Annotated in this window: 21 protein-coding genes and 1 pseudogene; 11 read left to right on the top strand and 11 right to left on the bottom strand. The window is 74.0% G+C overall.

The features are described from left to right. The first annotated feature begins 14 nt into the window (after window positions 1–14). Entirely contained in the window at window positions 15–410 is a 396-nt protein-coding gene (locus ACFY1T_RS26630; protein WP_390790403.1) for a hypothetical protein, read from the top strand. Here ACFY1T_RS26630 and ACFY1T_RS26625 read toward each other — a convergent pair. Together ACFY1T_RS26625 and ACFY1T_RS26620 are read right to left on the bottom strand one after the other, a co-directional pair. After that, window positions 364–1,284 (bottom strand): serine protease, encoded by a 921-nt coding sequence (locus tag ACFY1T_RS26625; RefSeq protein WP_030873434.1) that lies wholly within the window; start codon window positions 1,282–1,284, stop codon window positions 364–366. The genes ACFY1T_RS26630 and ACFY1T_RS26625 overlap by 47 nt on opposite strands. Window positions 1,285–1,295: 11 nt before the next feature. After that, complete coding sequence (locus tag ACFY1T_RS26620) at window positions 1,296–2,813, bottom strand: FAD-binding oxidoreductase (protein WP_390790402.1); 1,518 nt, start codon at window positions 2,811–2,813, stop codon at window positions 1,296–1,298. A 274-nt stretch (window positions 2,814–3,087) separates the two neighbouring features. Here ACFY1T_RS26620 and ACFY1T_RS26615 point away from each other — a divergent pair, with 274 nt between their 5' ends. Continuing rightward, entirely contained in the window at window positions 3,088–3,531 is a 444-nt protein-coding gene (locus ACFY1T_RS26615; RefSeq protein WP_390790401.1) for a hypothetical protein, read from the top strand. A 118-nt stretch (window positions 3,532–3,649) separates the two neighbouring features. Further along, window positions 3,650–4,813, top strand: a complete 1,164-nt coding sequence (locus ACFY1T_RS26610) for a hypothetical protein (protein ID WP_390790400.1) — start codon at window positions 3,650–3,652, stop codon at window positions 4,811–4,813. A gap of 172 nt (window positions 4,814–4,985) precedes the next feature. Here ACFY1T_RS26610 and ACFY1T_RS26605 read toward each other — a convergent pair whose 3' ends face one another. Both ACFY1T_RS26605 and ACFY1T_RS26600 read right to left on the bottom strand, forming a co-directional pair. Then, entirely contained in the window at window positions 4,986–5,654 is a 669-nt protein-coding gene (locus ACFY1T_RS26605; protein WP_390790399.1) for a class I SAM-dependent DNA methyltransferase, read from the bottom strand. 11 nt (window positions 5,655–5,665) lie between these two features. Next, on the bottom strand, window positions 5,666–7,216 hold the full coding sequence (locus tag ACFY1T_RS26600; protein ID WP_390790398.1) for an IucA/IucC family protein: 1,551 nt from the start codon (window positions 7,214–7,216) through the stop codon (window positions 5,666–5,668). A gap of 132 nt (window positions 7,217–7,348) precedes the next feature. Here ACFY1T_RS26600 and ACFY1T_RS26595 point away from each other — a divergent pair, with 132 nt between their 5' ends. Continuing rightward, window positions 7,349–8,914, top strand: a complete 1,566-nt coding sequence (locus ACFY1T_RS26595; RefSeq protein WP_390790397.1) for an IucA/IucC family protein — start codon at window positions 7,349–7,351, stop codon at window positions 8,912–8,914. A 76-nt stretch (window positions 8,915–8,990) separates the two neighbouring features. Here the strand turns inward: ACFY1T_RS26595 and ACFY1T_RS26590 are convergent, their stop codons facing one another. After that, a complete protein-coding gene (locus ACFY1T_RS26590; RefSeq protein WP_390790506.1) occupies window positions 8,991–10,532 on the bottom strand; it encodes a S8 family serine peptidase in 1,542 nt (513 codons plus the stop codon). A 147-nt stretch (window positions 10,533–10,679) separates the two neighbouring features. Then, window positions 10,680–10,820 (bottom strand): DUF6011 domain-containing protein, encoded by a 141-nt coding sequence (locus ACFY1T_RS26585; RefSeq protein WP_390790396.1) that lies wholly within the window; start codon window positions 10,818–10,820, stop codon window positions 10,680–10,682. A gap of 54 nt (window positions 10,821–10,874) precedes the next feature. On the opposite strand from ACFY1T_RS26585, the gene ACFY1T_RS26580 reads away from it, so the two are divergent. The 4 genes from ACFY1T_RS26580 (at window position 10,875) to ACFY1T_RS26565 (ending at window position 15,390) form a co-directional block, all read left to right on the top strand. Next, entirely contained in the window at window positions 10,875–11,810 is a 936-nt protein-coding gene (locus tag ACFY1T_RS26580) for a SigB/SigF/SigG family RNA polymerase sigma factor (protein ID WP_390790395.1), read from the top strand. A 198-nt stretch (window positions 11,811–12,008) separates the two neighbouring features. Beyond that, entirely contained in the window at window positions 12,009–13,070 is a 1,062-nt protein-coding gene (locus ACFY1T_RS26575; RefSeq protein ID WP_037846263.1) for a glycine betaine/L-proline ABC transporter ATP-binding protein, read from the top strand. After that, a complete protein-coding gene (locus tag ACFY1T_RS26570; RefSeq protein WP_390790394.1) occupies window positions 13,070–14,860 on the top strand; it encodes an ABC transporter permease/substrate binding protein in 1,791 nt (596 codons plus the stop codon). Before ACFY1T_RS26575 ends, ACFY1T_RS26570 begins: the two co-directional genes overlap by 1 nt. 248 nt (window positions 14,861–15,108) lie before the next feature. Continuing rightward, entirely contained in the window at window positions 15,109–15,390 is a 282-nt protein-coding gene (locus ACFY1T_RS26565) for a hypothetical protein (protein WP_390790393.1), read from the top strand. Here ACFY1T_RS26565 and ACFY1T_RS26560 read toward each other — a convergent pair. After that, window positions 15,380–15,595, bottom strand: coding sequence for a hypothetical protein (locus ACFY1T_RS26560; RefSeq protein WP_390790392.1), 216 nt, complete (start codon window positions 15,593–15,595; stop codon window positions 15,380–15,382). The genes ACFY1T_RS26565 and ACFY1T_RS26560 overlap by 11 nt on opposite strands. Window positions 15,596–15,861: 266 nt before the next feature. Between ACFY1T_RS26560 and ACFY1T_RS26555 the strand changes: the two genes are divergently transcribed. Further along, window positions 15,862–19,089: a TIM-barrel domain-containing protein gene (locus ACFY1T_RS26555; protein ID WP_390790391.1), complete on the top strand. Its 3,228-nt coding sequence runs from the start codon at window positions 15,862–15,864 to the stop codon at window positions 19,087–19,089. Window positions 19,090–19,101: 12 nt separating this feature from the next. On the opposite strand, the gene ACFY1T_RS26550 is transcribed toward ACFY1T_RS26555, so the two are convergent. Continuing rightward, window positions 19,102–19,743, bottom strand: a complete 642-nt coding sequence (locus ACFY1T_RS26550) for a DUF6817 domain-containing protein (RefSeq protein ID WP_390790390.1) — start codon at window positions 19,741–19,743, stop codon at window positions 19,102–19,104. A 219-nt stretch (window positions 19,744–19,962) separates the two neighbouring features. Between ACFY1T_RS26550 and ACFY1T_RS26545 the strand changes: the two genes are divergently transcribed. Beyond that, window positions 19,963–20,871 (top strand): LysR family transcriptional regulator, encoded by a 909-nt coding sequence (locus ACFY1T_RS26545; RefSeq protein ID WP_390790389.1) that lies wholly within the window; start codon window positions 19,963–19,965, stop codon window positions 20,869–20,871. On the opposite strand, the pseudogene ACFY1T_RS26540 reads toward ACFY1T_RS26545, so the two are convergent. From ACFY1T_RS26540 to ACFY1T_RS26530, 3 genes and pseudogenes are all read right to left on the bottom strand, one after another. After that, window positions 20,854–22,200 (bottom strand): annotated as a pseudogene (locus ACFY1T_RS26540) (MFS transporter); the annotation flags it as partial. The gene ACFY1T_RS26545 and the pseudogene ACFY1T_RS26540 overlap by 18 nt on opposite strands. After that, a complete protein-coding gene (locus ACFY1T_RS26535; RefSeq protein ID WP_390790388.1) occupies window positions 22,197–22,817 on the bottom strand; it encodes a TetR/AcrR family transcriptional regulator in 621 nt (206 codons plus the stop codon). The pseudogene ACFY1T_RS26540 and the gene ACFY1T_RS26535, both read right to left, overlap by 4 nt. Window positions 22,818–22,936: 119 nt before the next feature. Continuing rightward, the gene (locus ACFY1T_RS26530) at window positions 22,937–24,055 is read right to left on the bottom strand and encodes a M20 family metallopeptidase (protein WP_390790387.1); all 1,119 of its coding nucleotides are present in this window, start codon (window positions 24,053–24,055) and stop codon (window positions 22,937–22,939) included. Window positions 24,056–24,174: 119 nt separating this feature from the next. Here ACFY1T_RS26530 and ACFY1T_RS26525 point away from each other — a divergent pair, with 119 nt between their 5' ends. Then, on the top strand, window positions 24,175–24,417 hold the full coding sequence (locus tag ACFY1T_RS26525) for a DUF6158 family protein (RefSeq protein WP_390790386.1): 243 nt from the start codon (window positions 24,175–24,177) through the stop codon (window positions 24,415–24,417). Window positions 24,418–24,527: the final 110 nt, after the last annotated feature.

Raw genomic sequence — 24,527 nt, 5'->3', positions numbered from 1 at the left:
GTCGTTGACCGGGCATGGAGCTGCTGCCGACCATCGCGGCGCCGGGCGTCGGTGAACGGGCCGACGCCGCGGCCGATGCCGCCTGCCACCTCTACGACGCCGTCGCCCCCTGGAGTTCCGCCGAACCCGGCGGGTGGAGCCGTACGGCGGCCGAGGACGCCGCCGAGACCATCGAGACCACCGCGCACGCGCTCGCGCACGCCCATCCGCGCGCCGAGGTCCTCCTGGCCCCGGTCCACGCCGCCCTCGCCGACCTGCGCCGCCAGCTCGGGCTGCCGCCCGCCGACCGGCTGACCGCCGACGGGGTCCCCGCGACCCCGCGCACCGTGGGCAACCCGCGGCGGACCCGCTGGGTCCGGGTGCTCACGCCCCCTTTGCCCCGGCAACCGCCTGCTCGTACAACTTCTTGATCTCCGGGCCGAAGTACGAGCTGTACGAGGTGTCGGCGGTGTCCCCGCCCGTCTTCCAGCCGCCGATGACCCCGACGACGTCCCCGGTCTCGGTCACCTTGTCGTAGTTCTTGAGGAAGGGGCCGCCGCTGGTCCCGCCCGGGTATCCGGTGCAGTCGATCCGCAGGAACGATCCGGGGATCGCCGCGTCCTTGCTGGTGAACTTGGTCGTACGGTTCACGCACAGCCTCGGGCGCGAGGCCGCTGCCGGATAGCCGATCAGCGACACCTTCGCGTGCTCGTAACCGGCGCCGGTGACCAGGCGGTTCCCGCCGACCACGTTTTCGACGGGGAATCCGTCGGCGTCGGGCCCGACCTGCGCGAAGGCCACGTCGAGCGTGGCGCCCTTGTCGGCGCCCAGGCTCTTGTAGCGCGGGTCGATCCACACCTTGGACTTTCCGTCCGCGGCCCGCAGCACGGGGAACATCCCGTACGGCTGCGGGTTGTCCGCCGTGTACAGCGGTACGAAGGCCACCTGGCGGGCGTCGGTGCCGAGCAGGCAGTGCGCCGCGCTGAGCACCAGGTCGCGGCCGGGGGAGGAGACCACGCTCGCGGTGCAGAAGTACGCGCCGCCGGCCTTCATCACGAACATCCGGCCGACGACCGGGATCCCGTCGAAGTCCTGCCCGGTGCCGGGATCCGTGGCCGCGACCGCCGACGCGGGGGTCATGGGGGCCGCGGACGCCATCCGGTCGGCCGTCCAGAAGCTCTCCGCCTCGCGGGCGGACCACCGGCCGGGCGGCGGGATGGCGCTCCCGGCCTCGGCCACCGGCAGCGGCCCGGCGGGCAGCAGCAGGGCGGCCGTCGCCGCCGCCACGGTCAACGTACGTCGCATGTCGAGCTCCTCTAGATGGCCTGCGGGAAGCGGAACAGCCGGTCCGGGTCGTAGGCGCGCCGGACCTCTTCGAGGCGGGCGAGGTTCGGCCCGTAGTACGCCTCGCGCCAGGCGGGCAGTTTCGGATCGATGTAGTTCTGGTAGGCGCGGCCGCTCGCCCAGGGGCGCAGGTCCTGCCACAGTCCGTCGAGCCAGCCCTGGTGCGAGGCCACCTGCGCGGGCGTCGCGGAAACCGGCCAGTAGGCGAGGTACTGGGTGAGGAAGGCGCTGTCGCGGTGCACGAACGCGGTGTCGGCCGCCGCCGGGCGGTTCACGGCCCCGCCGCACTCGCCGGTGAACTGGACGACGCCGAGGCCGCCGGCCGGGACGGTCCGCCCGTAGCGGCGTACGGCGGCCAGCACCGCGGCGACGCCCGCGTCGGGCAGCCCGGCGGCGCCCCAGAAATCGGAGCGACCGCCGTGGCAGTCCCGGCCGATCCGGCCCTCGGGGGTCCGGCCGGGCAGGGTGCCGGGCAGACGGCACTGCGCCGCGCTCCGCTCCTGGCAGCCCGACATGGCCCGCACGGTCTCCTCGTAGGTGCGTACGACGATCCAGCTGTCCCGGAGCGGCCGGCCGACCAGGTCGGACAGGCGGGTCAGCTGCCGTTCGAGCTCGGCGCGCCCGTCGAGGCACAGGACGCGGACGGTGGGGGCCGGGGCCGGGCCGCCTTCGACCAGGAACTCGACCTGGCTCCAGAAGGGGTCGGGGAGGGCGGTCAGCCAGCGCTGCCAGCCGCGCAGCAGGGCGGCGGAGTCGGCTTCGGGCCAGTGGAGTTCGGCGTACGCGCAGTCGGCGGCCGGGTGGGTGCGGAAACGGAACTCGGTGACCACGCCGAAGTTGCCGCCCCCGCCTCCGCGCAGGGCCCAGAACAGGCCCGGGTCGCGGGCGGCGTCGACCTCGCGCACGACGCCGTCGGGGGTGACGACGGTGGCACCGGTGAGGGCGTCGCAGGTGGTCCCGTGGGCGCGGGAGGCCAGGCCGAGCCCGCCGCCCAGGGTGAGTCCGGCGATGCCGACGGTGGGGCACAGGCCGGTCGGGACGGCGAGCCGCCGCGCGGCGAGGCTCCGGTTGACGTCGCCGAGCCGGGCTCCGGCGCCGATGCGTACGCCGGACCCCTCGACCTCCAGCCCGGCCATGGCACCGGCGTCGACGACGAGCCCTCCGGCGCAGGTGGACCAGCCGGCGTAGCTGTGGCCGCCGCCGCGGGGTACGACGGGGACGGCGGAGCGACGCGCGAAGTCCAGGCAGACGGCCACGTCTGCGGCGTGCGCGGGGTAGGCCACCGCGCCCGGGGCGATGGTGTCGTACCGGGGCTGGAACAGCTGCCGCGCCTCCGGGTAGCCGGGGTCGCCCGGCAGCACCACCCGTCCGTCGATGCCGCGGCCGAGCGCCGCCCAGTCGGGGGCGCGGGCCGGCGCCGCCGCGACGGAGAAGGCGGCCAGCACGGCTGCGGGCACGCTGCCCAGCAACTGGCGGCGGTGGAGGCTCATCCCTCCTTCCTGCCATCGACCGGCCGGATCGCGGCGAAGGCGGGCCCAGGGGGCCCGCGCTGCCCCCCGAACGGCCCACGGCCCCCCGCCGGCGGGAGCGGCGAACGCCCCCGCAGGTCCCCCCCCGTGGTCGGCCGCGGCCTCGCACGGCCCGGCCCGGTGTACGGCACTCTCCGGGCACCGGGCTGCCGTCAACGGCCGTTTGATGACGACGCCCCAGGTCAACGCGGTAATTCGGTGGCAGCCGGCACTCCCGCCGTGGATCATCCGGGGCATGGGGACCGACATACACGGGTTGATCGAGTGCCGCTGGGACCGCTGGCTGGACGAGGACGACCGCAGTTGGCACGAGGGCATCGATCTGGACCACCTCTACAACGGCCGGTCCTACAGGGCGTTCGGGGCCCTGTTCGGCGTGCGCAACTCCGCGTCGTTCCGGCCCCTCGCGCCCGACCGCGGGCTGCCGCCGGACGTGACGCAGGATGCCCGCGAGGCCTACGAAGGATGGAGCGTCACCCACAGCGCGTCCTGGATCACCTGGGCCGAGCTCAAGGCGGCCGACTGGAACGAGGCCGCGGCCGACGTCGGCAACGGCCGGCTGACGCGGAGGCAGGCCGTCGAGGAAGCCGGGTGGGGACCCGTCTGGGCCGTCATGAGCACCCTCGCGGCGATCCACGGCGACGAGGGGGTGCGGCTCGTCGTGTGGTTCGACTGCTGACGGGCGGCGGTACGGGCCCACCGGGCGGAGGCCCGATCGGGCGGGCGGGGAGCCTGCGTACGGGTAGGGTTCGAACCCCTGGGCTGCGACGGGGGCGTGAGGTGAGTACGGTCTGCCCATGCAGATCGACGGAGCCGGCAGGCAGCAGCGGGGGCATGTTCTTCTCATAGCGGGCGACGCCGCCGTACGGAGGCGGGCCGTCCAGGTCGCGCCCAGTGCGAATCTGGCCGCGCTCGGGGTGCTGCCCGCGTCCGCGCTGCTGAACAGCCACGTCCCCAGCGACACCACGTACCTCGACGGCGCCCGGGACCCCAACACCGTGCTGATGCGGCTGCGCGCGGCCGCGGCGACCCCGGGGCCGCTGCTCGTCTACCTGTCCGGCCGGCTCACGCTCGACCGCCGCGGGCAGGGGCTGCACCTGGCGCTGGCGGGGACCACGGCCTCCACCGTCCGCTACACCGCCCTGCCGTGGGACTGGCTGGGGACCGAGCTCGCCGCCCGTCCCGCCGGCCCGACCACCGTGGTGCTCGACCTCGTCGCCGACAAATCCGCCTGGCCGGTGCTCCAGGAGTACGGGAGCCTGCCCGCCTCACCCTCCGCCGAGGTGTACGGGGTGGTCGTCCCGCCCGCCTTCGCCGGCGGGCCGCACCAGGTCAGCGCGTACACCCGGCACTGGATCGACCAGCTGCGCCGCAGCCCGACCCGCCCCGCCAACCTCCAACTGCACGCCTTCGCCGTCGGAGCCGCAGCCCTGCCGCCCGGCACCCTCGTCCTGCCCGCCACGCGGGAACTCGGCCCCCCCGCCGCGCCGCAGGCACCACCGGCACCACAGGCGCCGCCGGGACAGACCTCCGACCCGCGGCCGCACATCCACGCCCTCGCCTCCGGCGGCCGGCACCAGGAGGCCGCCAGCCTCGCCCAGGCCTGGGAGCAGCACGTCCTCCAGACCCATGGGTACACCTCGCCCGAGGCCACCCACTGGGCCGAGATCCGGGCCGACCTCGCCCGGATGGCCGGGAACTACCGCTCGGCGACCCAGCTCTGGATCAACGCGGGCCACACCCGCCTGGAGCACCAGCCGCCGGACGCCCCCGAGGTCCTGGCGGCCGCGGCGGGCGCCCTGTACTGCTGGACCCAGCTCAAGGACCAGGCCGCGGCCCGGGATTCCGGTCCCGAACTCGTCCGCCTGCTGCGGGCCCTGCCGAGCCTCGAGCCCCGCCTCCTGCGGCTGACGCAGCAGCGGCTGGAGGTGCTGGAGGGCGCCGTCGGCGGGGTCGGCTAGGGGGTGTCCGCAAAGTGGCGCCGGCCGCCCGGAGGGCGGTCCCGCGGCGTCCGGTGCGTGCTCTCGGTGTGCCGGGCGGAACCCCTTGTACTGGACGTACTCGGGATTTCGCCCGGTGCGCCGAGAGCGCGTGCCGGGCGTCGCGGGGCTGGCGGGACTTTGCGGACACTCCCTAGGACACGGCCTGGACGCGCTTGCGGGCCAGGAGGAAGGCCTGCGGGGATTTCTCCCCGCCCGCCGGCTGTCGTACCAGGCGGGCCACCTCCTCCAGGCCCGCCCCGGCGAGCATGCCGGCGATCAGCTCCGGCGGGGTGCGGTACACGTCCAGCTCGACGGGGTGCCCGTACGCGTGCTCCAGCCGGAGCTTCTCGTCGCCCGCCTTGAACGCGATCAGCAGGTGGCCGCCCGGCGCGAGCACGCGAGCGAACTCATCGAACAGCGGGGGGAGCCCACCAGGAGGCGTGTGCACCGTCGAGTACCAGGCCAGGACCCCGCCGAGCACCCCGTCGGCCACGTCCAGCGCCGCCATCGAGCCCACCTCGAAACGCAGCCCCGGATACGTCCGCCGGGCCACCGCGACCATCGCCGGGGACAGGTCGATGCCGAAGGCCCGTACGCCGAGCCCGTCCAGATGGGCCGTCACGCGGCCCGGGCCGCAGCCCAGGTCGGCGACCGCCCGGGCAGCGCCGCCCGCCTCGCCGCGCACGCACTCGGCGAAGGCCGCCAGCATGGCCCGGTCCAGCGGCTTGTCCGCCAACTCGGTGCCGAGCAGGCGGGCGTAGTCGACGGCGACGGCGTCGTACGACGCCCGTACGGAGTTCAGGTCCGAGGTCCCCTTCATGCCCTGTGACACTATCCCGCCCGCCCCCGCCCGTCGGCCCCGGCCAGCGGATTGTCCAGCTCCGTCCACTGATCGCCCGGGATTCCGGGGCTCAGCCGCATCAGCGTCAGGGCCTTGGTCGGCAGCGGCGCCGTCAGCAGGGCGCCGGTGTCCGCGGTGGCCGGCAGCGCTGCGGCTTGCGCCAGCATCTCGGCGAAGGCCGCCGCGGAGCCGGCCGTGGCCCCCAGGGTCCCGGTCAGCAGGGAACCGAACAGCTTGCGCCGCAGCACGGTCACGTCGTCCGTGACCAGCCGCCCCGAGAGCGGCGGCACCGGCAGGCCGTGCCGCGCGAGCCGCTGCGGGCTGATCCGGATGTCGGCGAGGTCGCGGTAGACCAGCCGCACCGGAGCCCCCGCCGCCGACAGCACGACGAGCAGGTTCTGACCGTGGGCCTCCAGCGCCACCCCGAGGTCCAGGACCCGCAGGCACACCGAGAGCGCGAGACGGGCGAATCCGGCCCGCCACCGGGCCGAACGCGCGAACGCCGCCCCGCCCAGCGCCGCCACCGGCACGACCCGCTCGCCCGCCGCCGCGTCCGCGTACACCTCGGGAGGCTCGCGCAGCACCGCCGCGAGGTCCGGGCTGTGCGCGGTCGCGGCGCCCAGGGTGCGCGTGATGTGGAGCTGACCGTCGAGCCGCTCCGACAGGGCCTGCGCGAAGGCGGAGACCGCGGCGGCCGTCTCGATGGAGTACTCCGAGATGTCCCGTACCGAGGAGGTCAGCCGGGTGCTCAGCGCCGTCTTGACGTGCGCGCCGCCCGCCGCGGGGGCGAGGGTGCGCAGCGCCATCAGGGGATGCGCCGCGAATCCGGGGCGCAGCACCCCGGCCGCCCCCCGGCCCGTCTGTTTCAGGACGTGCTCCGCCTGCCAGGGGTGCACCGGCAGCAGGAGCCCGCCACCGTCGCGCAGCCCGGCCGGCCAGGCGCCCGTGACCAGGCACTCCTCGGCCCGTACGGCGACCAGCCCGAGCTCGACCAGCGGCCGGTGCTCCGGTGCGTACGCCAGCTGCTCGGCCACCGAGAACCCCGGCCGGGAGCGGCAGTTGGGGTGGTACGGATGGCCGTCGACCACCCGCTGCTCCCACTCCCAGGCGGCCTGCGGAGCCGGCTCGGGCGCGGCCGGCCGCCCGGCCCGGGACAGCGCGAGCGAGGCCGTGCTGTCGTCCAGCTCGGCGGCGAAGGCTTCCCCGTGCGGCACGCCCAGCGCCGCCATGAGCCGCCAGGCCTGCCGGTACGGGACGCCGTCGAGCAGCACCTCGCCGACGTACGGGTCGGTCGCGTACGGGTCCGGCGGCGGGCCCTCCAGCCGGCCGCCCCCGGACAGCCGGACCGTCAGGCCGCCGGGTCCGTGATTGCGGCTCTCCACCCACGGGAGCGGCTCGAAGGCCAGCGCCCGCCACAGCCGGGTCAGCACGGCGGCCCGGGCGCCGCCGAGCGCGGAGCCGTAGGCGGAACCGAGGGCGGGTCGCACCTCGGCCAGTTCGGCGGACACGGCCTCTTCGGCCGGGGAGGCGGGGAGGTTCATGCTGGGGTGCAGGGCCCTGTTCCTCTCGCGGGACTCTCACGGGTGGCTCACGGATGACGTGATGATCACGTCATCATCGCGGATACTGAAGATCACGACCGGAGGTACGCCCCGCGAACCCCGGCACTTGGGATGGACCGAATGGAATCCGTGGACCTCAACGCCGCAGCCGACGCGTACGCCGCCACCCCCCTGCTGAACTGTCTGCTGCGGGAAGCGGCCGATCCCGCCGAGGGTTCCGCCGCCGCACCGGACGACGGCCGGCCGGTCCACCGGCTGCGCGGCAGCGGCCGGCTCCTGCGCGTGACCGGCGGGCGCCGGCCGCTGCGGCCCGAGCTGCGCACGGCGGACGGCTGGCGTCCGCTGAGCCACACCGAGCTGGTCAAGCTGACCGCCGACGAACTGCACCGGTACACGGGCGTCCCGAACGACGAGCTGCCGGTCGAGATCGCCGACAGCCGTGAGGCCGTCGCCGCGCTGCTGGCCGCCCGCGCCGCCGCCGAGCCGCCGGGGGACCCGTACGTCCGCTCCGAGCAGTCCCTGGTCATGGGACATCCGTACCACCCCGCCCCCAAGGCGCGGGGCGGCGCGCCCGCCGCGAGCTGGCTGCCGTACGCGCCGGAGGCGTACGCCCGCCATCCGCTGGTCTTCCTCGGGCTGCGCGAGGACCAGGTGTCCGAGGAGGGCGGGCCGGGCGCCGCCGACGCGGTGGACGCGCTGGCCGGGCTGCTCGACGGACCGCGCCCGCCGGCGGGATACCGGCTGCTGCCCGCGCATCCCTGGCAGCTGGACCTCGTCGGCGGCTCGGCGGCCGTGCGCACGGCCTTCGCCGACGGGCGGCTGCTGCGCCTGGGCCCCGGCCGCCGCCCGGTCTGGCCGACGGCATCGGTGCGCACCGTGTACGTGCCGGGTGCGGCGGACCTGTTCGTCAAATTCAGCCTGGACGTCCGGATCACCAACGACGTGCGCCGGCTGTGGCGGCACGACCTGCTGAAGCTCCGCCGTACGGACGCCGCGGTCGAGGCCGGATTCGCCGAGCTGCGGCGCTCCGGTTCGAACGCGGTCTGGCTCTGCGACCGCGGTTACCGGACCGCGTCCTTCGCCTTCGAGGAACTCGCCGTCCTGGTCCGCGACGGGCTGCACGCACAGCTGGAGCCGGGGGCCACGCCGCTCGCGTCCGCCGCGCTCGCCGAGGGATTCACCGGCAGCCCGCTCGCCGCGACGGCCGATCCGGCCGGCTGGTGGCGGGCGTACCTGCGTCATGTCGTGCCGCCCGTACTGGACTTGTTCGCCCGGCACGGCGTCGTACTGGAGGCGCACCTGCAGAACAGCCTCGTCGCGGTCGACGCGCGGGGCGTCCCGGTACAGGCGCTGTTCCGGGACGCGGAGGGGGTGAAGCTGCTGCCGGAGACGGAGCGCGCGGCCGCCTGGCAGCGGCTGGTCTACTGCCTGGTGGTCAACCACCTCACGGAAGTGGCGGGAGCCCTCGCCGAGGCGCACCCCGGCACGGCCGCCGCCCTGTGGCCCGCGGTGCGCGAGGAGTTCCTGCGCTACGACGCGGAGCACGGCCTGCCCGAGATCGCGGAGCTCCTCGCGGCCCCGTCCCTGCCGGCCAAGACGAATCTGCTGCTCCGCTGGACCCGCGCCGACGGCGCCGCCGCCCGCTACATCCCCCTCCCCAACCCCCTGAAGGTGTAGGCCGCGTCTTCCGGATCACGGCGGGGCCGCCCTGATCCGCAAGACACGCCACGGGTCTTCCGCGCGTGCCGGACCCTCAGAAGCGCAGGGCCCATGCGTCGATGTGGCCGGTGTAGCCCGCGAAGGCGTCGAACACCCGCAGCTTCCACACGCCGCCTGCCGTCTCCGACGAGGCGTCGATCCCGAACACCCCGCGGAGGTCGGCGTTGCCCCAGCCGGTGTAGCTGTCCTTGATCGGGTACACCGTGCCGTCGGGCGCGATGACGTCGACCTGGAGGGTGCCGGAATCCGGGTGCCTGATGTCGAGTTCCACGTCCAGCTGCGCGGGTGCGTGCCCGGCGACCCCGCTCACCGTCACCGGAGATTCGACCGGCACCAGGTCCTCGACCGGGTAGTCCGCGGTGTTCGCGAAGCGCGGCCCGGGCACCCGGTTCGGCTGTGTCCCCACGTAGAGCAGCCGGTCGGGCGAGCCCGGCCCGGCATCGACCACCGAGCCGGTCGTGGCCGCCGCGGTCAGGGCGCCCGCGACCTGGGCGGGCGTGGCCGTACGGTGGTCGGCGAGGTAGAGCGCGGCCGCACCCGCCACGTGCGGGGAAGCCATCGAGGTGCCGGACATGGTGGTGCTCCAGTCGTCTCCCCAGAAGACCGCCGAGGTGATCGCGTCGCCCGGGGCGAACAGGTCCACCAGCGGACCGTAGTTGGAGTACGTGGCGCGCGCGTCGCCGTCGTTGGCCGCCCCGACGGTCAGCGCCGCGGACACCCGGGCGGGGGAGTGGGTGGAGGCGTCCGCGCTCTGGTTGCCCGCGGCCACCGCGTAGGTGATGCCGGAGGCGATGGAGCCCCGGACGGCGGCGTCCAGCACGTCGTCGGGGTCGCCGCCCAGGCTCATGTTGGCCACCGCGGGTTTCACGGCGTTGCGGGTGACCCAGTCGATCCCGGCGACCACCTGCTCCGTGGTGCCCTCGCCCGACCAGTCGAGCACCCGCACGGAGACGACCTTCGCCTTCTTCGCGACGCCGAACGTCGTGCCGGCGAGGGTCCCGGCGACGTGCGTACCGTGCCCGTGCAAGTCCTCGGCCTCGTAGTCGTCGTCGATGGCGTCGTACCCGTACGAGGCGCGCCCGCCGAAGTCCTGGTGGCTGATGTTGACGCCGGTGTCGATGACGTACGCGGTCACGCCCTGCCCGGCCGAGTCCGGATACGCGTAGCTCGCGTCGAGCGGGAGCCTGCGCCGGTCGATGCGGTCGACGCCCCAGGAGGGCGGGTCGGGCTGGGTGGCGTCGAGCCGCAGTTTCCGGTTCTGCGCGACCTCGGCGACGGCGGGGTCCGCGGCGAGCCGGCGGGCCTGCCGCTCCGAGAGCCGGACGGAGTAGCCGCTCAGGGCGGCGTCGTAGGTCCGGCGGATCGTGCCGCCGAAGCGTGCGACCACGGACCGGCCCTGTGGCGTACGGGCGCTCGCGCGGGCCGGGTTCAACAGCACGAGGTAGCTGTCGGCGACGGCTCCGGGAGCTCCGGCGTACCGGACGGCCCCCTCGGGCGGGCTCGCGGCCGAGGCACCGGTGCCGGCGCCGAGGGCGAGCGCCGCTGCGAGCGCGAGGACGGCCGCGCACCGCCGCAGTCCGAACTGCCGTGATCCGTGCCACCCCTGAAGCTGATGCGATCCCCGCGATCCGTGTGACCTGTGTAACTCGCGCGACCTGCGCAATTGGTGTGATGCATGCCATGTCTTGAGCATCCGGGTCGAACCCCCCTGTGAGTCGTGCGCTCAGACTGGGGCGCCCTGAGGCCCCGCACAAGGCCGTGCGCAGAGGAGGAACCCAACCCGCCGGTCTCGCGCGTGCGCGCGTGTAAGCGGACGGCCGCATTTCCGGCAATTCTTGACGTTCAAGCTGAAACAGACCAACATCTACGGCAGTCAAGGTCCCGCGCCGCAAGCCGACAAGCCCAAGGAGCGAACCCCATGCCCGCCTTTGCCCGGTCCTCCACTTCCGAAACCGCCGCAGTCGTCCCCCGTCCGCGCCGCGACAGCCACGCCGCCCGGATCGCGGACCTGCCGCGGATCGAGGAACCCAGGGAGGTGGCCCCCGCCGATGCGCGGGAGCTGTCACGGGTGTTCTTCCGGCGGCTGCGTGAACTGCCCCAGGGCACGCCGGAACACCAGTACGTCCGCAACGCGCTCATAGAGATGAACGCCTCACTCGTCCAGTACGCCGTCCGCCGTTTCCGCGGCCGGGGTGACGGGGGCGACATCGAGGACATCGTCCAGGTCGGCACCATCGGCCTGATCAAGGCGATCGACCGGTTCGAGCCGGCCCGCGAGAACGAATTCGCCACCCTCGCCATGCCGTACATCACAGGCGAGATCAAACGGCACTTCCGCGACACCTCCTGGGCCGTGCGCGTCCCGCGCCGCCTCCAGGAGCTCCGCCTCGACATCGCCAAGGCGAAGGAGCAGCTGACCGCCACGCTCGACCGCTCGCCCACCGTCGCGGACCTCGCCGGCCACCTCGGCCTCGCGGAGGAGGACGTCATAGAGGGTCTCGTGGCCGCCAACGGCCACACCACCGGCTCCCTGGACGCCCCGCACGCGGAGCACACCGACGGCTCGGCCGACGGCCACACCCTCGCCGACGTCATGGGCGAGGAGGAGCCGGCCCTGGAGCGCGTCGAGGACATCCAGACCCTCGCGCCGCTGCTCGAACAGCTCTCGGAGCGCGAACGCCGGATGCTGGGGATGCGCTTCGGCGAGGAGCTCACCCAGGCGCAGATAGGCGCCGCGCTCGGCATCTCGCAGATGCAGGTCTCGCGCCTGCTGACCCGCATCCTCGCCCACCTGCGCGCCTCCATGCTGGAGGACCCGGACCCCGAGGAGCGGGCCGCCCGGCACCACGCCTGACCGGAATGTCCGGCGTGAGGTGGGTCACCCGGGCGTTTACCCCGCAGGAGCGTGGGCACCCGCGGATCCGGAGCGAACCCTTCCGCCGGCCGTCGCACGGCCGGCCCGGGTGCGGGCGGATCCCGTGCCGCTCCACGGCCCGCGCCCGGCCCCGGTGGCCGGGCGCAGGCCGTTCCCGGTACGACCCGCGAGGTGTATGTGTCCACGCTCCAGGCCGAGCACGTCTACAAGGTGTTCGGAAGACGACCCGGCGACGCCGCCGCCGCCGTCCGCGCGCTCCGATCCGGCACGGGCCGCGACGAGCTGCGCGCCGACGGTACGACGGCTGCTGTGATCGACGCCACGTTCCGCGTCGAGCCCGGCGAGATCTTCGTCGTCATGGGTCTGTCGGGGTCCGGCAAGTCCACGCTGCTGCGCATGCTGAACGGACTGCTCCAGCCCACCGAGGGGCGCATCCTCTTCGACGGCCAGGACCTCACGTCCCTCTCCCGGCGTGAGCTGCGCCACGTCCGCTCCACCAAGATCAGCATGGTCTTCCAGCACTTCGCGCTCTTCCCGCACCGCAGCGTGCTCGAGAACGCCGCCTACGGGCTGGAGGTGCAGGGCGTCGCCCGCGACGAGCGCCTGCGCCGCGCCGCCGAGGCGCTGGAGCTGTGCGGGCTCGCCGGCTGGGAGACCTCCTGGCCCGACGAGCTGTCCGGCGGCATGCAGCAGCGCGTGGGCCTCGCCCGCGCCCTGGCCACCGACGCCGACCTGCTCCTGATGGACGAGTCCTTCAGCGCGCTGGACCCGCTGATCCGCCGCGACATGCAGGACCAGCTGCTGGAGCTGCAGCAGCGGCTCAAGAAGACCATCGTGTTCATCACGCACGACCTGAACGAGGCCATGCGCCTCGGCGACGGCATCGCCGTCATGCGCGACGGCCGCATCGTCCAGCAGGGCACCGCCGAGGACATCCTCACCCGCCCCGCCGACGACTACGTCGCCTCCTTCATCCAGGACGTCGACCGCTCGCGCGTGCTCACGGCCGACGCCGTGATGACGGACCCCGTCGCCGGAAGCTGCGCATGCGGCTGCCCCAGCGTCACCGCCGACACCCCGATCGCCGATCTGTGCGCCGTCAGCGCGCGCGTCCCGCACGCCGTCGCCGTCACCGACGGCGCCGGAGTCGTCGTGGGCTCCGTGCCGCAGGACCGGCTCGTCGCCTTCATCGGCGACGAAGAGCGCGCCCCGGTGCGCTGTGCGGAGGTGGCCGCCTGATGCCCCGCCTGCACCTCGGCGCCTGGGTCGACAGCGGAGTCGACTTCCTCCAGCGCCACCTGTCCTGGCTGTTCGACGCCATCAGCGCGCTGGTCACCGGCCTCTACGACGGCATCCACGCCGTGCTCGACGCGCCCGCCCCCCTGCTCTTCGCCGGCATCCTCGCCGTCGCCGCCTGGTGGCTGCGCGGGCTGCTCGCCGCGCTCCTCGCCTTCGCGGGCTTCGCACTCGTCGACTCCGTCGACCTGTGGGCCGACGCGATGTCCACGCTCTCCCTGGTCCTCGTCGCGACGCTCGTCACCCTGGTGATCGCGGTCCCGCTCGGCATCTGGGCCTCCCGGTCCGACCGGGTCAGCGCCGTGCTGCGGCCCGTCCTGGACTTCATGCAGACCATGCCGGCCATGGTCTACCTGATCCCCGGCATCATCTTCTTCGGCGTGGGCGTGGTACCCGGCATCATCGCGACCATCATCTTCGCGCTGCCGCCCGGCGTACGGATGACCGAGCTCGGCATCCGCCAGGTCGACGCGGAACTCGTCGAAGCCGCCGACGCCTTCGGGACCACCCCGCGCGACACGCTCGTACGCGTCCAGCTGCCGCTGGCCCTGCCCACCATCATGGCGGGCATCAACCAGGTCATCATGCTGGGCCTGTCCATGGTCGTCATCGCCGGCATGGTCGGCGGCGGCGGGCTCGGCGGGGCCGTCTACCGGGCCATCGGCAACGTGGACATCGGCCTCGGCTTCGAGGCGGGCATCTCCATCGTCATCCTCGCCATGTACCTGGACCGGATGACCGGTGCGCTCGGCCGCCAGGTCTCCCCGCTCGGCCGGCGCACCCTCGCCAAGGCGCGGGCCGCCGCGAGCGGCGCCGCCAAGCTGTGGAACCACCGCCCCCAGCCCGCCTACGCCGTCACCGGCGCCGTGGTCCTCGCCCTCGTCGCGGGCGGCCTGAACACCTTCGGCGGCTCCGGACAGCCGACCGCCGCCGGGGCCGACGCCGTCGGCAAGGGCCGCAAGATCAGCATCGGCTACATCCCCTGGGACGAGGGCATCGCCTCGACCTACCTGTGGAAGGAGCTCCTGGAGCGCCGCGGCTTCCAGGTGGAGGCGAAGCAGCTCGAGCTCGGCGCCCTGTTCACCGGGCTCGCGGGCGGCCAGGTCGACTTCCAGACCGACGCCTGGCTGCCGGTCACGCAGGCCCAGTACTGGGAGAAGTACGGCAACAAGCTGGACGACCTGGGCTCCTGGTACGGGCCCACCTCCATCGAGCTGACCGTCCCCTCCTACATGAAGGACGTCACCTCCCTCGCCGACCTCAAGGGCAAGGGCGACCGCTTCAAGGGCCGGATCATCGGCATCGAGCCCAGCGCGGGCGCGATGGGGATCCTGAAGGGCAAACTGCTCAAGGAGTACGGCCTCGACGGCGAGTACCAGGTCGTCGACGGATCGACCCCCGGCATGCTCGCCGAGCTGAAGCGGGCCTACGAGAAGCAGGAGCCGGTGGCGGTCGTGCTCTGGTCGCCGCACTGGGCGTACGCCTCGTACGACCTGAAGAAGCTCGAGGACCCCAAGGGGGCCTGGGGCAAGGGTGACGGCATCCACACCCTGGCCCGCAAGGGCTTCGCGCAGGACGAGCCGGAAGTGGCCTCCTGGCTGCGCTCGTTCAAGCTGACCGAGGCCCAGCTGACCGGCCTGGAGGCGAAGATCCAGGAGGCGGGCAAGGGCAAGGAGCAGCAGGCCGTCCGCACCTGGCTGCAGGAACACCCGGAGGTCGCGAAGGCGGCCTGACCCGCGTGCGGAGGTGAAGGCGCCGGCGGGTCGGTGGAGGAGCACGCTCCCACCGACCCGCCGGCGCCTTCGTCCGTCTCTGCGCCGAGGGCGCCGCCGGGCGAGGGGGACGGTGAGCCGACGATCGGCGGGTCCGCTTCGGGAACCTACCCCTGACCTGCCGGAATACTGGATGATCCGTCCCGTGCCCCGGAGGGGTCGGCCGTGGCACAGTGCCTGGAACAGCACCGCCGGACCAGGGAGCCCCCATGCGCGATCAGCACACCGTGCCCCGGCTCGTGGCCGCCCCCGAGGCCCCGGCGGAGCCGGTCCCGCTGCCGCGCTGCCCCGTGTGCGGGAGCGCACCGGAGCGGATCTCCTGGCGTCAGCGCCCGGGCCGGCCGGTGGCGCTGGTCTTCGACCCCTGCGGCGACCGGTACACCGCGCAGGCCGCACCGGTCCTGGCCGTCACCCCACCGGTACCGGCCGGCTCTCCCGTACCGGCTCGGCCGCCCATGCAGCCGATGCCGCCCATGCGGCTCAGCGGCTGAGGAACGCGGCGCCCCCGGTGGCCCTCCCGGTCGGCGAGGCCGGGTCGGTGTGCTCCGGGTACCCCTCCTCGTACGCCTGTATCAGGGAGACGAGGAGGTCGAACGAGGCGTCGTCGAGCGGCGAATGGCCGGATCCGTAGGAGGCTGCGCCGGCCCTGATGACCGTACCGATCGCGTCGGCGTACTCGTCGCGGGTGATCTTCATGCCCCGATCGTCGCGCAGGGGTCTGACAAGGCCCGCCGGGTGCCGGGTGCCGGGTGCCGGGTGCCGGGCGCCGGTGAGGCCCGGGTGGCGGTGAAGAAGCGCCGCTGCCGGCTGCTGTCGTCCCGCTCAGCTGACGGATGCTCAAAGATGCTTGATTGGAGACGATTTCGAGCAGCATCCTTCAAGTGATCTCTGTGGGCCGCTATCTTGCCAGGCGCATGCCAAAGCGGTGTGTCCGCAATACGGACCGCACGAGGAGCTGCCCCATGAGACTCATCCGCATCCCCAGGCGCACGCACAGCCGTATCCCCGCCCGCATACGCAAGAAGCCCAAGCGGCAGCGCGCGCCCCTCGCCGCCCTGCTCGCCGGGGCCCTCGCCGTCGCCGGACTGGCCGCCGCCGGGCCGATGACCTCACCGGCCGCCGCCGCTCCGGCCCCCGCGACGGCGGGCAACGCCACCGGACTCACGCGGTCCGGGAACACCTTCACCGTCAGCACCTCCTCCGGCGCCAAGGCCCGCGTCGTCGTCGCCCGCGCCGACATCTTCCGGCTCTGGCTCTCGCCCGACGGCACCTTCACCAACGATCCGGCCGGCTCCGACCTCGCCCCGACCACCGACTTCGGACCCGTCGACGCCTCCTTCACCGACGCGGGCGCCTACTACCGCATCACCACCGGAGCCCTGAACATCCGGGTCAACAAGACGCCCCTGCAGTTCTCCGTCTACCGCGCCGACAACGCCACCCTCGTCTGGCAGGAGACCCAGCCCACCTCCTGGACGGCCGCCCGGACCACCCAGTACCTGGCCCGCGGAGCCGAGGAGCAGTTCTACGGAACCGGCCTGCGCCTCGGCGAGTGGGCGCTGCGCGGCAAGACCGTGCCGGTGGCCGTCGACAACAAGTGGCGCGAGAACGACAACGCCAGTCCGGCCCCCTTCTACATGTCCACCAACGGCTACGGCGTCATGCGCAACACCTGGGCCCCCGGCTCGTACGGATTCAACGCCCCGACCACCCTCACCCATGACGAGAAGCGCTTCGACGCCTGGTACTTCACCGGCGACTCACTGAAGTCCGTGCTCGATGCCTACACCGATGTGAGCGGCAAGCCGTTCATGGCGCCGATGTGGGGCCTGGAACTGGGCAACGCCGACTGTTTCAACGCCTCCAACCCCGCATACCAGGGCGACCACGACCGCCTGCGCCACCAGACCACCCCCGACGTGGTCGGGTACGCCACCGACGCCCGCGCCGCCGACATGCCCTCCGGCTGGTTCCTGCCCAACGACGGTTACGGCTGCGGCTACACCGCGCCCCTCAAATCGACGGTCGACGCCCTGAAGGCCAAGGGCTTCCAGACCGGACTGTGGACCTCCACGGGCCTCGGCTCCATCGCCGACGAGGTGGGCACGGCCGGCACCCGCGGCGTGAAGACGGACGTCGCCTGGATCGGCGGCGGCTACAAGAGCGCCTTCACCGGCGTCCAGCAGGCCGTCGACGGCATCGAGAAGAACTCCGACGCCCGCCGCTACGTCTGGACGGTCGACGGCTGGGCCGGCACCCAGCGCAACGCCGTCGTCTGGACCGGCGACACGAACGGCACCTGGGACGACATGCGCTGGCACGTCCCCGCCATCGCCGGAGCGGGCCTGTCCGCGCTCAACTACGCCTCCGGCGACGTCGACGGAATCTTCGGGGGCAGCCCCAAGACCTACACCCGCGACCTCCAGTGGAAGGCCTTCACCCCCGCCTTCATGACCATGTCGGGCTGGGGGGCGACCAACCCGTCCGCCGGCTACCAGGACAAGCAGCCCTGGCGCTTCGCCGAGCCGTACCTCTCGATCAACCGCAAGTACCTGCAGCTCAAGATGCGGCTGATGCCCTACCTGTACACCATGAGCCGCACCGCGCACGAGAGCGGTGTGCCGAGCACCCGCGCCCTGGTCCTGGAGTACCCGAACGACCCGGTGGCACGCGGAAACCTCACCAGCGGCCAGTTCATGGCCGGTGATTCCTTCCTCGTCGCCCCGGTCGTCTCCGACACCTCCGTCCGCGACGGCATCTACCTGCCCGCCGGCACCTGGACGGACTACTGGAGCGGGAAGACGTACGCGGGACCGGGCTGGCTGAACGGCTACCAGGCGCCGCTCGACACCCTGCCGCTGTTCGTCAAGGGCGGCGCGATCGTGCCCATGTGGCCGCAGATGAACCACACCGGCGAGAAGCCCGTCTCCACCCTCACCTACGACATCCACCCCCGCGGCAACTCCTCCTTCAGCCTGTACGAGGACGACGGGCTCACCCGCGCCCACCAGTCCGGCGCGTACGCCCGCCAGCAGGTGGACGTCACGGCCCCGGCCGCCGGCTCCGGCACGGTCACCGTCTCCGTCGGCGCCCCCACCGGCAGCTACACCGGCAAACCGGCCGCCCGCGGCTATGAGTTCAGCCTCCACGTGGCCTCCGCCCCGGGCGCGGTCGCCGCCGACGGCGCCGCCCTCGCCCGCCTGGCCTCCAAGGCCGCCTACGACGCGGCCGCGTCGGGGTGGTTCTTCGACCCCGCCGACCGCGGCGGCATCCTGTGGGTCAAGTCGGGTACGAAGGCGGGCGCGTTCGGCATCACGGTCACCGGCACCTCCGTCCCGGCGGCCGACCCGATCCCCGCGACCTCCGCCCCCGTCCCGCAGTCGGAGTGGACCCTGGTCTCCGCCGACAGCCAGGAGGGCGCGGCCGAGAACGGCGCGGCCAAGAACGCCTTCGACGGCAACCCGGCCACGCTCTGGCACACCGCCTGGTCCTCGGGCACCCCGGCCGCCCCGCCGCACGAGATCAGCATCGACCTCGGCGCCCGCTACGCGCTCGACGGCCTCGGCCACCTGCCCCGCCAGGACGGCGGGGTCAACGGCCGGATCGGAGGCTACGAGGTGTACGTCTCCGACAGCACCACCGACTGGGGCCAACCGGTGGCGACCGGCACCTTCGCCGACACCGCCGCCGCCACATCGGTCGCCCTGGCGCCGAAGACGGGCCGCTACCTCCGCCTCAGGGCCCTGACCGAGGCCGGCGGCCGCGGCCCCTGGACCAGCGTCGCCGAGATCAGCCTGACCGGGCGGGCCGCCCCGCTCCCGGCCGACGCCACCCTCGTGAGCGCGGCGTCCGCCCGCTGCGCGGACCTGCCGTACAGCGCCACCACCCCCGGCACCGAACCCACTCTGTACACCTGTCACGGAGGCCCCAACCAGCGCTGGAGCCTCACGGCCGACGGCCGGGTCACCGGCCTGGGCGGGGTCTGCCTCGACGGTACGAGCGCCTCCTCGGTCACCGTCCAGACGTGCGGCGCGGCCGCCGGGCAGAGCTGGCAGCCGGGGCCGGACGGCAGTCTCCGTACGCTCGGCCAGTGCCTGGCCCCGGCCGGCGCGGGCACCGCGAACGGCACCAGGCTGACCCGCGCGGCCTGTGACGGCAGCCCCGCGCAACGCTGGACCTTCACGCCCTGACGAAGCCGGCCGTCAGGGCGGCGAGCCGCCGAGCACGGCCCGGCACTCCCGCCGGGCCGGCTCGGTCAGCAGCCCCCGCAGCCGGGTGAACAGGGAGAGGAGGCCCGGCCCGTGGGCCGCCCGGAACGCCGGGTCGATCCGGGCGAGGTCCAGCTCGTTCGCCGCGGACAGCTCGGCGAAGTCCCGCAGGGACTGCCGGTCGGGGGAGTGGACGCGGCCGGTGAACCGGTCGCGGAACGCCGGTGCCACCGACGACACCGCCTCGTTGTCGGCGGCCCCGGCGGCCCCGGCGGCCCCGGCGGCCCCGGCGGCCCCGGCGGCCCCGGCGGCGAGCGTCGGATAGGAGGCCGCGCGGTCACAACAGGCGTAGAAGTAGACGATCTCCTCTGCCTCGGCCCCGATCACCGCCGCCAGTTCGGCCCGCCGGCCGACCGGCAGCAGGGCGGTGGCGAAGCCGTCCGTCCCGTAGAACGCGTGGCACAGGCCCGCGAGCCGGAGCGCCGGCCGGGCTCCCCACGCCCCGAGCCGCGCGTGGACGCGTTCCAGATGCGCGAGGAGGGTGCCACCGGGGTGGTCCAGATGCCCGGCGCCGCGTTCGCGCAGCAGCGCGAGGGCGCGCGCCTCCCGGTACTCGGCCGGGGTCGGTGCCGTCATGGCCCTCGATCCTTGTCCCGCGCGCGTGCGCGAACCGGGTGAGTGGGCGGTCGGGTGGGTCGACACCCGTCCGCGCCCGCGCCGGGTCCGGACCGTGGCGCGGGCGCGGACGGGTTGCCGCCCTGGGCCCTGCAATGATCGTTGTCCACCCTCAGACCCAAGTCAATCCTCTGATTTCCTATCAAGACCCAAGCTGTGGCTTGGAGTAGCGTGGGATCCGTGACTCTCGACGATCTCCGCGTCTTCGTGGCCGTCTGCCGGGCCGGCAGTCTCAGCGCCGTCGCCCGCGACCTCGGCCGCACACAGTCGGCCGTCAGCCAGCACGTCCGCCGCCTCGAGAAGCAGACGGGCACCGAGCTGCTGGAGCGGCACGCCCGCGGAGTCGTCCCGACCGAGGCCGGGCGCATCCTCCAGGCTGCCGCCGCCGACGGCATCGCCGGACTCGACGGGGCCCTGCGCCGCCTCGACGAACTCGTCCGCGGGGACGGCGGATCGGTGCGCATCACCACGGGCGCGACGACCGTACGGCACTTCATGTCCGAGGCCGTCGTCGCATTCCGGCGCCGCCACCCGCAGGTCAGCCTCGAGTTCCAGACCGAGAACTCCAGCCGCAGCTGCTTCGACGCGCTCGCCGCCGACGACCTGGACCTGGCCTGGATCACCATCGGCCGACCGGTGCGCGGCATCGAGCAGCGTCCGGTGATGGAGCTGCCCTGGGTGCTGGCGGTCTGTGCCGGAGACCCTCTCGCCGCCAGGCCCCGCATCGAGCCGGCCGACCTCACCGGCGTCCGCCACATCCGTCTCCCCGAGAACTCCGCGTCCCGAGCCCACCTCGACGCCGCCTTCGTGGAATCCGGCCTCCGGGTACGGTCCGACACCAGCGTGGCCGACTGGGACACCGCCCTGCTGCTGGCCGAACTGGGCCTCGGCCACGCCGTCGTGCCGGCCCTGCCCGGCTGGCGGGTCCCCGGATCAGACGGCCCGCTGCGCCTCGTCCCGGTCCCGGCCCTGCCGCCGCTCCCGGTCGGCTGGGCCGTCCGCCGCTGGGCGTCGCTGTCCCCGCTGGCCCGCGTCTTCGCCGACGACGTCGCCCGCAGTTGTACGGCGCGTGCCGCGCGGCAGCAGTGAAGCGGGCAGCAGCCCCACGGCGGCCAGCGCCGCCAGGGCGAACAGCGCGGCCGGGGCGGTCGCGGAGCCCGCGCCCCCGCCCGCCGCGACGGCGATGCCCAGGGTCGGACCGACGTTCATCGCCGTCTGCTTGAGCCCCCCGACGACCCCCGCGTACCCGGCCGGGGCATCCCCGACCACCGTGCCGGTGGCGGTGACCATGACCGCGGCGAACCCGGCGCCGAGCACGGCGAAGGCCGCCATGACCGCCGGGCCCGCTCCCGCGCCCAGACCGGCGACCCCGAGGACGACCAGGCCCGTACCGGCCAGCGCGGTCCTGCGCGGCCCGTACCGGCGCAGGGCCAGGCCCGCCAGCGGCGCGCCCACGACCATGCAGCCGGTCAGCGGGAGCACCAGCAGGCCGGTGGCGAGCGGATCGAGCCCCCGTACGTCCTGGAGCAGGAAGGTCGCCGTGAACAGCGCCCCGAACATGCCGGCGGAGACGGCCAGCAGCAGTGCCATCGAGGCCGCGACCGGCCGGGAGCGGGCCACGGCCGCCGGTACGAGGGGCCGCGCGGCGCGCCGCTCGTACCGTACGAGCAGTGCCGTGAGGGCGGCGGCCCCGCCGAGTCCGAGCAGCGTCGGCGGCGCGGTCCAGCCGTGGGCGGGCACGCCGGCCAGGGCATGGACGAGTACGGCGAGGGCGGCGGCCAGCAGCGCCGCGCCGGTCAGCGCGGGCCGGTCCGGTCCGGGGCCGTCGGAGGCGGCCCCCTCGGATCCGGTCCGGTCCGGCGCGGGCACCCGTACGGCGAGGGCGAGCGCGGCGATCGCGAGGGCGATCGGCACGTTCAGCACGAACACCGAGCGCCAGCCCGCCTGCGCGACGAGCACGCCGCCGAGCAGCGGACCGGCCGCGGCGGCCGCGCCGATGGCGCTGGTCCGGACCGCCACCGGGGTGGCGAGCCGGTCGGGCGGGTAGGCGAGGCGCAGCAGCGCGAGGGTCGCCGGTTGCAGCAGGGCACCGAACACCCCCTGGGCGGTCCGCAGGGCGATGACCCAGTCGACCCCGGGCGCGAGCGCGATCCCGGCGGAGCTCGCGGCGAAGCCGAGCACGCCGACGAGGAGCAGCCGCGTGTGCCCGTACCGGTCGCCGAGGCGGCCGGCGAGGACGAGGAAGGCGGCCACGGAGAGCAGGTAGGCGGTGCTCGTCCACTGGACCCGGGCCACGCTCGCCCCCAGGTCGTGGCGCAGGCCGGGCTGCGCCACGCTGAGGACGGTTCCGTCGAGGGCGACGAGCATCGCGCCGCCGACGCTGACGAGCAGCGCGATCCGCTGCCTCGCGCGGGTCATGCGGGGGCCGGCCCGAGGTGGGCGTCCAGGGCGGCGTCGACGAGGCGTTCGACGCCGCCGGCGTGACCGGCTTCGAGGACCAGGGGCAGGCTGCCCCAGGCCCACAGCTGGGCCACGCCGTGCAGGTTGGCCCACAGGGCGCCGGCGGTGACCTCCGGGTCCGCGCCGGTCCGGCAGCGGGAGACGAGCCCGACCAGGAGGCGGAAGAGCGGGATCGTGGACTCGCGCAGCTTCGGCTGCTGAGGTCCGGCGGCCTCCTCCCCGGTGTCCTGCACTCCGTCGCTGTCGAGCAGGTCGTGGCGGAACATCAGCTCGAACATCCCGCGGTGCTCCAGTGCGTAGGCCACGTACGCGCCCCCGAGCGCCCGCAGCTGCTCGCGCGGCGCGGAGGCGCGCGCGGTCGCCGCGGCGAACCGGCCGCCGAGGTCCGTGAATCCGCGCCGGGCGATCGCCGAGAGCAGGGAGTGGTGGGTGGGGAAGTAGCGGCGGGGTGCGCCGTGCGACACTCCGGCGCGGCGGGCGATCTCACGCAGGCCGAGGGCGGCGGTCCCCTCGGCCAGAACGAGGTCGACGCCGACGTCGATCAGACGTTCCCGGAGCGGGCTGTGCGGTTCCATGGACAGTGTCTACCAGCGGGAGTAGACACTGTCTACTCCCCGGGCCCACTCCACCCCTTGCGGTCGGCGGAAGCCGTTCGCCGGCAGTGGCCCTCCGGTGACGGGCCGGGGTGCGGGGACTACGCGCCCGCGTTCCCCTGGGTGTTGCGGATCGCCCGGACCAGTCCGGCCACGAGGTTCGCCCGCTCGGCCATGGCGTCGACCATCACGTACTCGTGGTCGGCGTGCGCGCCCCCGCCCACCGCGCCCAGGCCGTCCAGGGTCGGCACCCCCAGCGCCGCCGTGAAGTTGCCGTCGCTGCCGCCGCCGACCGAGCGGCCTTCGAGGCCGGGGAGCAGCCGCTGGGCCACGGCGAAGAGATCGGCCGATGCCGACTCCGGCATCGGGGGCCGGCCGATGGACCCGTGGACGGAGATCTCCGCGTCTTCGAGGTGCGGGGCGAGCGCGGCGAACGCGGACTCGATGCGCGCCTGTTCGCGGGCCGATTCGACCCGTACGTCGGCCGTGACCGTCGCCTCGGCGGGCACGACGTTGTCCACGCCTCCCGCGGACGCGACGGTCGGGGTGACGGTCGTGCCGATCTCGGGGCGGCCGAGCGCGGCGATGTCCAGTACGAGGTGGGCCGCCTCGATCAGGGCGTTGACCCCGGCCTCGGGCTCGAGGCCCGCGTGCGAGGCCCGGCCCGCGACGGAGACGTGGAACGAGCCGCAGCCCTTGCGGCCGGTCTTCAGGGCCCCGCCGTCGGCGGCGCCCTCGAACACCAGCACCGCCCCGCAGGCCAGGGCGCGCTCTTCGATGAGGGCGCGGGAGGAGGGGGAGCCGATCTCCTCGTCGGCGGTCACCAGGATCTCGACGCCCGACAGGTCGTCGAGCAGTGCGAGCCCGTGGACGGCCTGCACCAGTCCGCCGAGCATGTCGAAGACCCCGGGGCCGGTCGCGCGACCGTTCTCGACCGCGAACGGGCGGCGCTCGAGGGTGCCGAGCGGGAACACCGTGTCGTGGTGTCCGAGGATCAGGACCTTCGGCTCGCCGCCGCCCGACCAGTGGACGTGCGGGCCGGTCTCGCTCTCGATCAGGACGGCCTCGCCGCCGAGGCGGTTCTCGATGACGGCGGCGACGGTTTTGGCCGATACCCCCAGGGCGCCGAGGTCCCGCGAGGGGGACTCGATCTCGACGAGTGTCCTGAGGTCCTCGATCATCGCGTCCACATTCACATGGACAACCGCACGCATCGTCATGGCGACAGGGTAGCCGCAGCGCCACGGCGCGCCGTCCGGGGGAAGGGCGGCTGAATCAGGTGCGGCCGGGACGAAAGGGGCATCGGAGGGGATGATGGAGGAGAGGAGGTGTACGGGCCATGGCGGATCATGACGGCGGCCCCTCGGCGGCGAACCTGGAGGACGGCAAGCTGCTCAAGGAGCTGGAGGCCATCCACCGGACCCGCCACGAGACCCTGCTCTACGGGTCGGACGAGGCGTTGGTCACCCACACCCAGCGGATGAACGAGCTGGAGCACGAGTACGTGCGCCGGCACCCGCAGCGCGCCCAGACGCCGGGGCGGACCCGGTCGGGCGCCCGCGCCCGGACAGGCGAGGGCTGAGCTCCGAGAGTGAGCCTCCTTCGCCCCGAATGAGACGTTGATGTATCATTCGAGGCGAAGGAGGCTCACTGCTGTGCGCGGCGGCGGGCCTTCCCGCCCGCTCACCCGAA

It is taken from the genome of Streptomyces sp. NPDC001194, from assembly GCF_042896985.1.
Classification (GTDB): Bacteria; Actinomycetota; Actinomycetes; order Streptomycetales; family Streptomycetaceae; genus Streptomyces.
This window is presented reverse-complemented; position numbering and strand designations above follow the sequence as displayed.